Annotated in this window: 12 protein-coding genes, 1 pseudogene and 1 riboswitch; of the genes and pseudogenes, 4 read left to right on the top strand and 9 right to left on the bottom strand. The window is 56.5% G+C overall.

Going from position 1 to position 13,346, the window contains the following annotated elements:
* Positions 1-406 (bottom strand): annotated as a pseudogene (locus tag C6W55_RS16135) (IS1634 family transposase); the annotation flags it as partial.
* 462 nt (positions 407-868) lie between these two features.
* Here C6W55_RS16135 and sigK point away from each other — a divergent pair.
* Positions 869-1,570, top strand: coding sequence for an RNA polymerase sporulation sigma factor SigK (gene sigK, locus C6W55_RS16130; protein ID WP_015255307.1), 702 nt, complete (start codon positions 869-871; stop codon positions 1,568-1,570).
* Positions 1,571-1,744: 174 nt separating this feature from the next.
* Here the strand turns inward: sigK and C6W55_RS16125 are convergent, their stop codons facing one another.
* From C6W55_RS16125 to C6W55_RS16095, 7 genes are all read right to left on the bottom strand, one after another.
* A complete protein-coding gene (locus tag C6W55_RS16125; RefSeq protein WP_286893812.1) occupies positions 1,745-2,323 on the bottom strand; it encodes a hypothetical protein in 579 nt (192 codons plus the stop codon).
* A gap of 12 nt (positions 2,324-2,335) precedes the next feature.
* Entirely contained in the window at positions 2,336-3,220 is an 885-nt protein-coding gene (locus tag C6W55_RS16120; RefSeq protein ID WP_286893810.1) for a hypothetical protein, read from the bottom strand.
* A 387-nt stretch (positions 3,221-3,607) separates the two neighbouring features.
* Complete coding sequence (locus tag C6W55_RS16115; protein WP_015255308.1) at positions 3,608-4,531, bottom strand: LysR family transcriptional regulator; 924 nt, start codon at positions 4,529-4,531, stop codon at positions 3,608-3,610.
* 21 nt (positions 4,532-4,552) lie between these two features.
* A complete protein-coding gene (nrdF, locus tag C6W55_RS16110; RefSeq protein WP_015255309.1) occupies positions 4,553-5,518 on the bottom strand; it encodes a class 1b ribonucleoside-diphosphate reductase subunit beta in 966 nt (321 codons plus the stop codon).
* Positions 5,506-7,596, bottom strand: coding sequence for a class 1b ribonucleoside-diphosphate reductase subunit alpha (gene nrdE, locus C6W55_RS16105; RefSeq protein ID WP_015255310.1), 2,091 nt, complete (start codon positions 7,594-7,596; stop codon positions 5,506-5,508). Before nrdE ends, nrdF begins: the two co-directional genes overlap by 13 nt.
* Positions 7,574-7,963: a class Ib ribonucleoside-diphosphate reductase assembly flavoprotein NrdI gene (gene nrdI / locus C6W55_RS16100; protein WP_015255311.1), complete on the bottom strand. Its 390-nt coding sequence runs from the start codon at positions 7,961-7,963 to the stop codon at positions 7,574-7,576. Before nrdI ends, nrdE begins: the two co-directional genes overlap by 23 nt.
* Positions 7,960-8,184: a glutaredoxin family protein gene (locus C6W55_RS16095; RefSeq protein ID WP_015255312.1), complete on the bottom strand. Its 225-nt coding sequence runs from the start codon at positions 8,182-8,184 to the stop codon at positions 7,960-7,962. Before C6W55_RS16095 ends, nrdI begins: the two co-directional genes overlap by 4 nt.
* A gap of 163 nt (positions 8,185-8,347) precedes the next feature.
* Positions 8,348-8,528: riboswitch (cobalamin riboswitch) on the bottom strand.
* Positions 8,529-8,760: 232 nt separating this feature from the next.
* On the opposite strand from C6W55_RS16095, the gene metE reads away from it, so the two are divergent.
* From metE to C6W55_RS16080, 3 genes are all read left to right on the top strand, one after another.
* Positions 8,761-11,037 carry a 5-methyltetrahydropteroyltriglutamate--homocysteine S-methyltransferase gene (gene metE / locus C6W55_RS16090; protein ID WP_286893806.1) on the top strand — a complete coding sequence of 759 codons (2,277 nt, stop codon included), beginning with the start codon at positions 8,761-8,763 and terminating at the stop codon, positions 11,035-11,037.
* A 101-nt stretch (positions 11,038-11,138) separates the two neighbouring features.
* Positions 11,139-11,636, top strand: a complete 498-nt coding sequence (locus C6W55_RS16085) for a hypothetical protein (protein ID WP_015255314.1) — start codon at positions 11,139-11,141, stop codon at positions 11,634-11,636.
* A gap of 307 nt (positions 11,637-11,943) precedes the next feature.
* Entirely contained in the window at positions 11,944-12,714 is a 771-nt protein-coding gene (locus C6W55_RS16080; protein WP_052835990.1) for a fumarylacetoacetate hydrolase family protein, read from the top strand.
* A 37-nt stretch (positions 12,715-12,751) separates the two neighbouring features.
* Here C6W55_RS16080 and C6W55_RS16075 read toward each other — a convergent pair whose 3' ends face one another.
* Entirely contained in the window at positions 12,752-13,162 is a 411-nt protein-coding gene (locus tag C6W55_RS16075; RefSeq protein ID WP_015255316.1) for a hypothetical protein, read from the bottom strand.
* Positions 13,163-13,346: the final 184 nt, after the last annotated feature.

The raw sequence follows: 13,346 nt of genomic DNA, 5'->3' as shown, positions 1-13,346 counted from the left end.
GATTAAGGGCGCGGTTGGCCACCATAGCGAAGATCAGACGCTCAATGGACGATTGATATTTACGATCCTTGAACAATTTTTCGAGGATGGCGTCCAACCCGATCTTTTGCCACAGCTGATGGAGGAGCCAGGCTCCGCCCAAGCGCTTGCTGGACCGGAACAAGAATTCCGCCGTTTCGCCAATTGCGTTTTGCGCCTGCAGCGCCGCTTCCGGAGTCAGGTAACGGGCAATGCTCTGCACCAACCGTTCCAGAACGGAACGATCGATTTCGTCCTCGCGGCCGAACGAGTAGATGACCTTCGCCTTGGCATGCTTCGCGACGGGATCCCACTCGTTGTGCGCAAGCTGAAGGTAAGCGGTGGTGGATCCATTTTTGTTTTTTCGAGAAACGCGTCGTATATACATGCCTATATAATACCATATATCATCAATAAATACAAGAAAACATCAACAAAACGTGTGCCTATGAAACTTTGCGTTTTTTTCTATCTTCAGTCCCCAAAAACCTTGCTGTTATGCGATTCTTTATTTTTCATGTGCCTAAAATTGCCGATTTACTGTCGAACTCGGGTTCCGCCCATTCGTCATCCCTCCATCGGTCGTATCTGGCTTGATGTTGTCGTCTCGTTGGTTAAATGTATTTTATCATAGCGGTTTACTCGGGTTTTAATTGAAAATTAAATCGTTCAATAGAGGATTTCGATTGCCGCCGATCATGGCTGACTGCTGCACGGGGCTTGACACTGCTTGGCAAATTTCGTCATACAAGCACATATAGGCCGCTGCCCACATAGACTGTAAAACAGTCTTCCGCCGCCGGAGGCGTGCGGGCCGTTCCGGTAAATCATCTTGGGGGTGGCCTTATTCATGCCTGGATTGTTCGCTGCCATCGCTTTGTTCATCAAACAGCTCTCGCTGCTGGTTTCCTACGTCAAGAACAACGCCTTCCCGCAGCCGCTGCAGGAGGAAGAAGAAGCGAAGCATCTCCAGCTGATGGCAGAAGGGAATCAGCATTCCCGAAACTTGCTGATCGAACACAATCTGCGCCTGGTGGCCCACATCGTCAAAAAATTCGACAACACCGGCGAAGACCTCGAAGACTTGATCTCGATCGGCACGATCGGGCTGATCAAGGCAATCGAAAGCTTCCAGCCCGGCAAGGGGACGAAGCTCGCCACTTTCGCCGCGCGCTGCATCGAGAACGAGATCCTGATGCATCTCCGCTCGCTCAAGAAGACGCGCAAGGACGTATCGCTTCACGATCCGATCGGGACGGACAAGGAGGGCAACGAGATCACCCTGATCGATATCCTCGGCTCGGACACGGACGAAGTGGTCGACAAGGTGCAGCTCAAGATCGAGAAGTCGAAGATCCACAAGAATCTGGACATTCTCGACGAGCGCGAGCGCGAAGTCGTCGTCGGCCGGTTCGGGCTGGAAGCCGGAGGCGAGGAGCGGACGCAGCGGGAGATTGCGAAGGAGCTCGGCATCAGCCGTTCCTACGTGTCCCGGATCGAGAAGCGTGCGCTCATGAAGCTGTACCACGAGTTTTACAAGCAGAAGAAATAACGCCGGCCGGAGCCTTTTTTAGGCTCCGGCTGTATACATCCGCCAAAGCTACGAGCTAGTGGTGTTGAAGAAGGTGCAGTGCTCTAGGAGTCAATCTTTACGATACATAGAGTCTAGGTTTACTACTTTCATCTACTTTGTACAACCCAGTTACCCAATTAAAAACACAATTCACTATGATGAACTAGGTTTTTTGTAAGTCACATAGAGGTATAATGTCTTCATGTTTCTTATAGAGAGAAAAATAGAATGAATTGTAATAGTTAACCAAACACCTATAAAAACCCAGGAAAACCAATTAACTTTCAAATTTTCAAATTTTCGAGGGATAAATAATCCGATGTAATAAAAAATTATACTGAGTAAAACAACAATTAGTTGAATTATTACCGCCCATGTAAAGAAACATATGAGCATTTCATAAAGATTTAATGAACCGTCGTCAGAACGCTTTTTTCTAAGAGTTTCTGTAGGACCACCAGTTATTGTTGCTAAAATTGATATGCTAGCAATATTAAAACCGGCTAGAATGGCTACTGCTGCAATTACTTGACCGCTAATCTGTTGAACTTTTTCAATAAGCGGTTTAAAGTCGTCAACTGACAAGGATGTAAAAATTAAAAGTATTATAGATAAAATACAGGGAAACAGTACATCCATTAGTAGTTCGGAAGTAGAAGAATACTTCCAATATCTTTTAAAGGTAACCCAAGGAAAATTATTAGCCCTTATGAACGATCTAATCCTATTCATCTTTTTCTCTCCTCATTTTAGAGGAAGTCTTGATAAGCACAACTCCCTTAAAACAGCTTCCGCTGATCGCATTGTTGGTTGTCCAGTATGATCTACGTCTACACTTCGTCTATATTTTTCTTGAGATTCATCCATTCGAATAACTTTCTCTGCTCCAGCAATTTTACCTTTTACAACAATTTTTGATACACCTGGCTTATCGACGTATCTACGTATAAAAGGGACAGCTCCAGCCAAACCACTACGACGGTATTTGGCCGTAAAATCTAATTTGACACTGGTAGCTTGGACAATAGTGGCCTCCTCTTGGAGTTCACGCACGGCCGGGTTTTCATCAGCAGCATATTGTGTCGTGGTAACTTCAATAGAAATTCTATTGACAGAATTCAACGATTGAATGTCGTCAAAAAATGAATTACTCAATAGAGTACAAATTTGTATATAAGTAAGATTATGTCGTGTAATTACTTCAGCACCTAAATGTTCAATATACTCTTCAATTCTTGGTCGGTTAAGCTTAACATGGCTTTGAAGCAAAAATAACCCGTCACTTTTCCGTATGCAGAAGTATGTGTAGAGGGTTTCACCCTCACGAAGGTGTTTCGGATTTGGTCGAATAGTTAAATTATCTGCATGAATTAATTCACCAGTTGTTCCATATTCAGCATAAGCAAACCTCCCGAAATAATAGTCAGTTTCCTCACTAAAATGGTCAAGATACATCAGCCATGAGTCTTGAAACCTCTGTGTTTTCTGTTGAAGCGGCAAGTCGTTAATATGTGAAAATATTTCTCCAACTATCCGCTGGTCCCACTTTATTGAATCAACTTGTCTATCTCCTTCAAGATAATGAAGATCGAATTGATACGCATAAAAGTTTTTTTGTTTTGTGGGCAATCTCCCCATCCTCCTTACTAACCAATTTAATTGGTTTCTTTCGACAGGGATGTGGGAAACCCTTCCTATCTCAAGTAATTTTGTAATACCTCTTAAAGCCTATTTTGGTATCCTCCTCTCGAGAATAAAATTGGCTTACATCTCCATTTTAATAGGAACATATGTTCTTATCAAGTAACAGATTTTTATATTTGTTTTTATGGTTGCTTCCTCTATATTTGCCGCCCATACAGGTGCAACCCGAAGGCTTATTTGAATTAGCTTCGCAACGAGCACGTCATCCACAGTCCGTCGGATACTTCAAGATCTGAACGCACCGACAAACAACAAGAACCGCACCCGGATCAGCCGTCTCCCGGCCGCAGGGTGCGGTTTTCGCTTGACTTATCAACTCAACAACTCATGCCCGGCGCGGGCGACCACCTCTTTCAGCTTCTCCACATAGAGCTGCCCGAGACGGCTCAGGGACGTCTTCTGGTTCGTGATATAGCCGATGAGCATGTCTTCGTCCGTCTTGAGCCGCACGGGCTTGATCAACCCGCCGTACACGTCCTGGTTCAGCACGCCGGAACTGATCGTGTACCCGTTCAGGCCGATCAGCAGATTGAACAGCGTCGCCCTGTCGCTCACCAATATTTTCTTCCGGTAGCTTCGCGTGCTCAGAATTTCCTCCGCGAAATAGAACGAGTTGTACTCCCCCTGCTCGAACACGAGACACGGATACTCGTCCAGTTCGTCCATCTCCAGCATCTCCCGCTGCGCCAGCGGATGGTGGACGCTGATGAACACATGGGGCTTCGCGGTGAACAGCGGATGGAACTTCAGGTCATGATCCCGCAGCAGCTTGGTGATCACTTTCCGGTTGAACTCGCTCAGGTACAGAATGCCGATTTCGCTGCGCAAGTTCCGGACATCCTCGATGATTTCGTGCGTCCGCGTCTCGCGCAGCGTGCATTCGTATTCGTTCTCGCCCAGCGTCTTCATGAGCGCCACGAATGCCTGGACGGCGAAGGCGTAATGCTGGGTGGAGATCGAGCACAGCTTCCGGGACGGCCGCTTGTTCAAGTACCGCTGCTCCATCAACTCCGCCTGCTCCACCACCTGGCGGGCATAGGCCAGAAACTCGATGCCCTCGTTCGTCAGGGCGATCCCCTTCGGGGAGCGCACGAAAATCTCGATGCCGAATTCTTCCTCGATCTCCTTCACCGCGTTCGACAGACTCGGCTGTGAAATATAGAGCTGCTTCGCCGCCTCGCTGATCGAACCGCAGTTCACGATGGCGAGAATGTATTTGAGCTGCTGCAGCGTCATGCGATCGCCCCCTTGCCGCCGTCAGAACACGAACGTTTCGTCCGTAATGGGCGCCACTTTCGCCACCGCGTACGTCGACCCCTTCTGCGAGAAGAAATCGTAGGTCGAACCTTCGTTCCGAATGCCGTTCATGACGATCGGATTGACTTCCTCGTCGGGGAACATCACATCCATCCCGAGGTTCATGAGCGCCTTGTTGGCGTTGTAGCGCACGTAGCTTTTCACTTCCGGACCGAGGCCGGTCTCCGCGTACACGTCGTTCGTATATTCGATTTCATTGTGATACAGGTCGAGCAGAAATTCGCAGCCCCACACCGTCAGCTCTTCCTTCACCTTGTCGGGAAACGATTTAAACAGTTGCTGCGCGAAATAGCCGACGGCGACCCCGTGGATCGACTCGTCCCGCAGGATGAGGGAGATGACCTCGGAGCTGTTCCGCAAGATCCCCTGGCCGCCCAGATAGAGCGGATAGAAAAATCCGGAATAGAACAGGAACGATTCCAGCATGACCGAGGCGAACATCGCCTTCCACAGGGAGACGGGGTCATTCTCCCGGATCGAACGGTAGACGCCCGAGATCCGGTTCGCCTTGTATTGCAAATATTCGCTCTTCTTCACCCAGTCGAAGATCGCCTCGATCTCGCTGTTCGTGCAGAGCGTGGTGAAGATGTACGAGTACGACTTCGCGTGGATCGCCTCGAACGCGGCGAACACCGTATAGAGCGCCTTCTCCTGCAGATCCGGCGCATGGCGGGCGATCTCGTTCATCCCGATGTTCGTCTGGATCGTATCGAGCAGCGTAAGCCCGCCGAGCACCTGCTTGTACGTCTCCTGATGCTCGAACTGGCTCCACTGCTTCACGTCCTTGCTCACGGCAATCTCCTCGGGGAACCAGATCTGCCGCCATTGTTGATCCCAGAACGTCTGGACGAGGTCCCGGCCCTGCCGGTTCCAGTTCACCGCTTCATACCGATTCAGACCGAGCATGCCACACACTCCTCAATCGTCTGCAGCCGCTGCCGCACGTAGTAAACCGTCTTGATCCCCTTCATCCACGCGTAAATGTACAGCCGGGCGAGCCGCTCCGTCGTCCATTGGTCGGTCACGTACACCGTCATCGAGAGGCCCTGGTCGACATGCTTCTGCGCCGCCGCGTACAGGTCCACCATGCGGAACGGATCGATCTCCCAGGCTTCCTTGTACAGATGCTTGTTCCCGTCATTCAGGAACGGCATCGGATAGATCGTGCGGCTGTCCGCGTAGTCGCGGATTTCCACCCGCTCCGTGATCGGGGCAAGGGACGCGGTGCAGTTCCGGATGTACGAAATGCTGCCCGTCGGCGCCACCGCCAGCCGGTAGGCGTTAAACAGCCCGTGCGCCATCACCTGCTCCTTCAGTTCCTGCCACATCTGTCTCGTGATGACGGGCACGGTCCCCAGCGCGCGCCGCACCGGCTCGGGCAGTTCCCGCTCTTCCTTGTCCACATACGGGTCAAAATAGGAACCGTCCGCGTAGTCGCTCAGCTCAAACCCGTGGAACGTCTCCCCCTTCTCCCGGGCCAGCCGCATGGAAGCGAGCAGCGAGTAGTAGTTCAGCGCCTCCATGAACGCATCCACGAACAGGATCGACTCGTCCGAACCGTATTCCAGCCCTTGCGACACCAGATGGCCGTGCAGATTCATCACGCCGAGCCCGACGGAATGCATGAGCCGGTTCGCCTTGCTGACGGACGGCACGTTCCGGATGTCGGTCATGAGCGACACATTGGTGAGCAGCCGCATGGCCGTATCCACGAGCTTTTCGAAATCCGTCTGCGTCGCCTTGTGGATGTCGAGCGAGCCGAGGTTGCAGGACACGTCCATGCCGTATTCATTTTCCGTGCCGTGGTCGTGGATGACGCTGGTCTGCTGCACCTGCAGAATTTCCGTGCACAGGTTGGACATTTTCACCCGTCCCAGCCCGCGCAGCGGATGCCGGGCGTTGACGTTGTCGTCGAACACCTCGAACGGATAGCCGGACTCGAACTGGGCTTTCTTGATCTCCGTGTACAGCTTCCGCGCATTGACCCGCTTCAGCTTGCGGATGTTCGGGTTGTCCAGCAGCTCGTAGTACATCTCGCTCATGCTGATCTCCGACATCCGCTTGCCGTACTCCCGGTAAATGTCGTACGGGCTGAACAGGACGATGTCCTTGTCCCGCTTCATCAGCTCGAAGAAAATATTCGGCACGATGATGCCCGTGGACAGCGTCGCCAGGCGGATCTTCTCGTCGGCGTTCGGCTTCTTCGCGGAGATGAGGCTCTCGATGTCGGCGTGGAAAATGTTCAGATAGACGACGCCCGATCCGTTGCGCTGCCCGAGCTGGTTCGAATAGGAGAAGGCGTTCTCGAGCAGCTTCGCCACGGGCATGACGCCGCTGGCGCGGCTTAAGATGCCCTTGATCGGATCGCCGAGCGGACGGATGTCTGTCAGGTTGACGCCGACGCCCCCTCCGAGGCGGGACAGTTCCAGGCAATAGCCGATGTTCGCGGCGATGCTGTTCATCGAGTCGTCCATCGACAGCTTGAAGCAGCTCACCAGCTCGCCGCGGGCCCGCTTGCCGCTGTTCAGCGCCGTCGGCGTCGCCGGCTGGTAGGCGGTCATCATCGCGTCGACCGCCCGCTCCGCCAGCTCCTTGTCGCCGCGCGCCAGGTAGAGGGCGATGATGACGATGCGGTCCTCGTATTTTTCCAATATTTCGGCGCCGTCCCGGCTCTTCATCGCATAGCTGTCATAGAACTTGCTCGCGCTCATGAACGACGGGAACCGGAAATGATAGCTGTACGCCCGCTCGAACAGCTTCTCGATGAACGCCTTGTCGTACTGCTCGAGGAATTCCCGCTCATAGTAGCCCTCGTCGACGAGGTAGCGGATTTTCTCGTCCACATCGATGAAGTAGCGCATCTTGACGTTCACATGCTCGAGAAAATAACGCCTCGCCGCTTCCCGGTCCTTCGCCAGATCCAGCCGCCCCGTGCGGTTGTAGTGGTGCAGCACTTCGTTGTTAATTCGCAAATACGATTTCATGCCGGCTCCCCTTCCCGATCCGTTCCAGGTAAAATTGCCGGATCGCTTCGTAATCCTGCCTGAATCCGCGCAATTCCAGCTTGCGCACCAGCGGCACGTTCCACCGCGCCGCGATCGCATCCCCGGCTCTGCCGAAATGGACATGCCCGAAGTTGCGGTTGCCGCTGACGGCCACGCCCCGGCAATGCGCGCCGCTGCGCTCCATGAATCGCTGCACGACCTCCGGCACCTGCCCCAATCCGTCGGTGTAGGTCAGCAGCAGGAACGGCTCCGCGACCGTCGTATCCTCGCCGATCTCGATTCCCGGCAGCCCCAGCTGCGCGACGATGTAGCGGACATTGCCCGTCCGGCTGGCGTAAGCGATCATCCGTCCGCGCCCCCCAGCCGCTCCAGCATCTCTTCGGTGCTCGTCCAGAACTCGCCGTCCGCCTCGAGCGCCGGCACGGTCTTGATGCCTGCGCTGATCAGGCGCTCCCGCGCCGCTTCGTCATGGTCGATGTTGATGATCTCCACTTCCTTGCCGGAGCGCTGCGCCTCGGATTTGATCCAGATGCACCGCGGGCAGACGGTTTTCGTGTACAGTTTCATGGCGGGTTCCTCCCTTGTGCGGTTCGATTGGATGAAAAAAAGCACCCTCTCCCCCGAGGATGCCTGCTGACGACAAGCGCATGGCGCGGAAGCCCTGCCGCGGCAAAACCGCTCCATCCTCCGCATGCGCCGGCCGTTCCTGTTCTCAATCCCCGGAGAAAGGAAACCACGTTTCGGTCAGGCAGGTCTCCTGGCTCCGCCTCATCCTCCCGTTCCCTTCCCATGCGCGAAAGCGCACAGTGGATGTGAACGTTCGTCCGCGTTACAGTTGCGGGGACAGCGCCGGATTCGCACCGGCTTCCCTATTAAACCGCCTTCGCGGTGCCTGTCCGAAACAAGCAATATGTGGTTGTGCGAGATGAGTCCATCCTAACACAAGTTTTGCCGAGGTACAAGATATAGTGTTTCGGGATCAATTCACCTCCAATATATTGATTCCACGGCGTTCCGGCCATTTCGGGGCACGCTTCGGCTCCATAGAAAAAAACTATCGAACGCGATAGAAACCGCGTATTACCCGATACCTCGTCCGGTCTTCCATAATCTGAAGCAAAGACGAAATCGGGAGTGATGGGGATGCAGACATCGATCATCGGATATCCGAGAATCGGAGCCTCGAGGGAACTGAAGTTTGCCGTTGAGAACTATTTCAGGGGAGAAATCGGCGCCGGGGAGCTGAACCGGACCGCCGCCGGCCTCCGAAGTGCGCATTGGCAAGTGCAGAAGGACAGCGGGATCGATCACATCCCTTCCAACGACTTCTCCTTCTACGACCATGTGCTCGACACGGCCGTCCTGTTCAATCTCGTTCCGGAGCGCTACCGCGCGCTGGGGCTTGATGAGCTCGAGACGTACTTCGCGATGGCGAGGGGCTATCAGGGGCCGCGGGGCGACGTGAAGGCGCTGGCGATGAGGAAATGGTTCAACACCAACTATCATTATCTCGTGCCCGAAATCGAAGATTCCGCGGAAATCCGGATCGCCGGAAGCAAAATCTTCGATGAATACGAGGAAGCAAGGCGGCTCGGCATCGAGACCCGGCCGGCGCTTGTCGGCGCCTTCACCCTGCTCAAGCTGGCGCGGTTCACCGGGCGCAGGCGGGCGGAACATGTCCTCGCCGACATCGTCCGGGCCTATCAGGATGTCCTTCAGCGGCTGGGGGAACTGGGCGCCCGGTGGGTTCAGCTCGATGAGCCGTGGCTGGTGACGGATTTGACGACGGAGGACATCCGGCTGCTTGCGGAGCTGTACCGGCCGATCCTGTCCGGGAAGCACAGCGTGAAGGTGCTCGTCCAGACGTACTTCGGCGATGTCCGCGACTGCTATGAAGAACTGCAGACGCTGCCCTTCGACGGCATCGGGCTTGACTTCGTGGAAGGCGTGCAAAGCCTGGTGCTCCTGCAGAAACACGGTTTCACGGAGAACAAGACGCTGTTCGCAGGGGTCGTAAGCGGCCGGAACATCTGGCGAAACCGTTATGCCGACACGCTGCGGACGGTGCGGGAAATCCGCCGTTATGCGCGGGATGTCGTCATCGGCCCGTCCTGTTCGCTGCTGCACGTGCCGTATTCGGTCAAGCATGAGACGCGGTTGCCGCAGGACTATACGCGCCATTTTGCCTTCGCGGAGGAGAAGCTGCGGGAGCTGGCGGAACTGAAGCGGCTCCTGGACAGCCCGAATCCGACGAAGGAAGAGGCGTACAAGCGCAACGAGGCGCTGCTTGCGGGTCCTCGCTGCAAGCCGGACGAAGCGGTCCGGGCGAGAGTCGCCGCCCTGACGGAGCGCGACTTCACCCGTCTGCCCGCCTTGCCGGAACGGGAAGCGATCCAGCGGGACAAGCTGAAGCTGCCTTTGCTTCCGACCACCACGATCGGGTCGTTCCCGCAGACGCCGGATGTGCGGGCGATTCGTGCGGCGTACCGGAAGGGAGAAGTGCCGGAGGAGGCGTACAGGCGGTTTATTTTCGACAAGATCGCGGACTGCGTCAGACGCCAGGAGGAGATCGGCCTCGACGTGCTCGTCCACGGCGAGTTCGAGCGAAGCGACATGGTCGAATATTTCGGCGAGTGTCTGGACGGCTTCGTCTTCACGACAAACGGCTGGGTGCAGTCCTACGGCACGCGGTGCGTCAAGCCGCCGATCATCTGGGGCGACGTCCGCCGGTCCCGGCCGATTACCGTCGAGCACGCCGTCTTTGCCGACGGGCTGACGGACCGGCCGGTCAAGGGGATGCTGACCGGGCCCGTGACGATGCTGAACTGGTCGTTCCCGCGGGAAGACCTCCCGCCGAAGGAGATCGCCTTCCAGATCGCCCTCGCCATCCGCGACGAAGTACTGGATCTCGAAGCCCATGGCATCGGGATCATCCAGATCGACGAAGCGGCGCTCCGGGAGAAACTGCCGCTCAGGCGGTCCGACTGGCACGCGCAATACCTGAGCTGGGCGATCCCGGCCTTCCGGCTCGTGCACAGCGGTGTGCGGTCCGAGACACAGATTCACACCCATATGTGCTACAGCCGGTTCGAAGACATGATCCGGGAGATCGAAGCGATGGACGCGGATGTCATCTCCTTCGAAGCATCGAGATCCGATCTTGAACTCGTCGAGACGCTGCGGGCGAGCGGTTTTCGTCCGGGGGCAGGACCGGGCGTCTACGATATCCACTCCCCCCGCATCCCGGATGTGGAGGAGCTGAAAGCGGCCATCCGCAAGATGGTCCGCGCCATCGGCCCCGCCCGCCTGTGGATCAATCCGGACTGCGGGCTGAAGACGCGCGGCGAAGCCGAAACGTGGGCCAGCCTGCGCCATATGGTGCAAGCCGCGGCCGAGGTCCGGGCCGAGCTTCAGGGTTGATATGGAACGCCTTTGCAGGAAATCGACTGAAACAAGATGAAAGAATATGGAAACCGGTTTAAGCATGGGCGCTGTGTACGCGAAGGAAGGGATGACTTGCCTTGACGCTGGGAATGTCCATCCTCCTGTACGGGCTGGCGTTGTCGATCGTGCTGTCGGCGATGATCGTGGGAACGCTGTACGCCAATCCCCGGCTGCTGCTGCAGTCGTACCCCGAGGGCATTCAGCGGGCGGCCGGCGCGAAGACCGCTTCGGAACAGCGGACAACCCGCATCATCGGCGCTTGCTTTCTGCTCGTGCTCATCGGCGTTCCGGCGGTCTCCACCTGGCTGCTCGAGCGGTCGCTCGGCGGGGACATCGCGTTTCCGACCGCCTTCCTCAACGCGTTCGGCATCATGACCGTGTTCAACGCGGTCGACTGGCTCGTCCTCGACTGGCTGCTGTTCTGCACCGTCACGCCGAAGTTTCTGGTCATTGAAGGAACGGAAGGCATGGCCGAATACAGGAACTATCGTTTTCATTTCAGAGGTTTTGTTGTCGGCACGGTGTTGGCCGCAGCCGCAAGTCTGGCATTGGCTGCGGTTTTTGCAATCGTATAGGCTGCTCAGCGGCCCTCCGGAGTTCCATTGCGCAGACATCCGGAGGGCCTCTCGTGTCCCGCCGTCGGCACCGCTCTCGCCATCTCTGTCCGCGCCGCTCAGTTCCCGAACCTTCAGGATCAAGGCCTCCCGCCGGGAAGTCCGGATTTGGTTGCGGCCGCGCATTCTGGTAGAGTAGAGACATGGGCGAAAGCGCTCACAGGAGAGCCGGATGCGGCGGAATCACTCACAGTTGTCGAAACGGCGGTAATTTGGAGGCATTTTTGATCCGGACGGAAAAATTGAGGCACAAGGAGAGGGACTGATCATGAAAATCGCGCGCTTCATCCCGCTGGCGGAACCGGAATCCCCCGCCCGCCGCGGCATTCTGGAAGACGGCTGGCTGCGGGAACTGTCCGGCGGACTGTTCGACCCGCCCGCGTTCACCGGCCGGCGGTTCGGGCTTGCGGACGTCCGCCTGCTCGCGCCGGTCATGCCGCGCCATATCATCGGCATCGGCAAAAACTTCGCCGCTGCGGGCGAGCCGAAACCGCCCGAACCCGACATGCCGATCCTGTTCTTCAAACCGCTCGGCACCGTGATCGGTCCCGGCGATCCGATCATGCTGCCGGACGGGGCGAATCGGGTGAAGTTCGAGTCCGAGGTGGCGGTCGTCATCGGGCGGACCGCACGCCGGATTCGTCCGGAGGATGCGGACGGCGTCATCTTCGGCTGCACCGTCGCGAACGATGTCAGCGCGCTGGACTTTTTCCACCCCGAAGGCCATTGGACGATCGGCAAGGCGTTCGATTCGTTCTGCCCGCTCGGGCCGGTCATCGACACGGCGTTCGACTGGCGCACGGCGCGCATCCGCGCCTCGGTGAACGGCGTGCCGAAGCAGGACGGCGCGATGGACGAAATCATCATGCCGGTCGACCGGCAGATCGCTTACATCAGCCGCTTCATGACCCTGCAGCCCGGCGATGTCATCCTGACCGGCACGCCGGCGGGCGCCGACTGGGTCGGCGACGGCGATGTCGTCACGTGCGCGGTCGACGGCATCGGCGAGCTGACGAATCCGGTCGCCGCTCCGGCGTGATCCCGCTCCGGCGGCTTCCCGGACGGGCGCACCGGTCTTAGGGCCTGACGCCCCGCAGCACCTGTGCGCCCTCGAAATGGGAGTCCAGCACGACCATCGTCCGGCAGCCGATCATTCCCGGCTCCGCGACGATCTCGTTCGTCACCGTCGCGCTGAGCACAAAGCCGCTGTCCGCCACCATCGGCTCATCCCGGCCGTATTCGATCGCGTCATCGTGCATATCCTCGAGAAGCTGCTCCGGATCGACCAGCACGGACGTATAGATCGTCGCCGTCGGCAGGAAATAGGCCGCCAGGAAGAACGGCCGGTCGGCCGGATAGCCCCCGAAGCAGAGACGTTCGCCGTAGAATCGGAGCACCGTGCCGACAAGCAGCGGCAGGAAGCCTTCGGGGAGCTCCAGGTGTTCGACTTGTTTGACATCAACCGAAATCCAGGAATCCTGTCGCATGGTGTTCATTCCTTCCGTGGGCCGCTCGAATATCCCGGGCAGATTCGGGCAACGATGGTGCTGAAAACCTTAAATGTCGTCAAAAAAACTGAAAAATCTCCAAGATTTCGAATCGCCATGGTCTGGCAGCCTTATACAGGTTCACTATAATGGAAGTGATGCAACAGCCGCAAGCATTCTCCGG

The sequence above is a fragment of the Thermobacillus sp. genome, from assembly GCF_003390775.1.
GTDB classification, from domain to species: domain Bacteria; phylum Bacillota; class Bacilli; order Paenibacillales; family Paenibacillaceae; genus Thermobacillus; species Thermobacillus xylanilyticus.
Note: the sequence above shows the minus strand (reverse complement) of the source record. Positions and strands in the feature narration are given on the sequence as shown.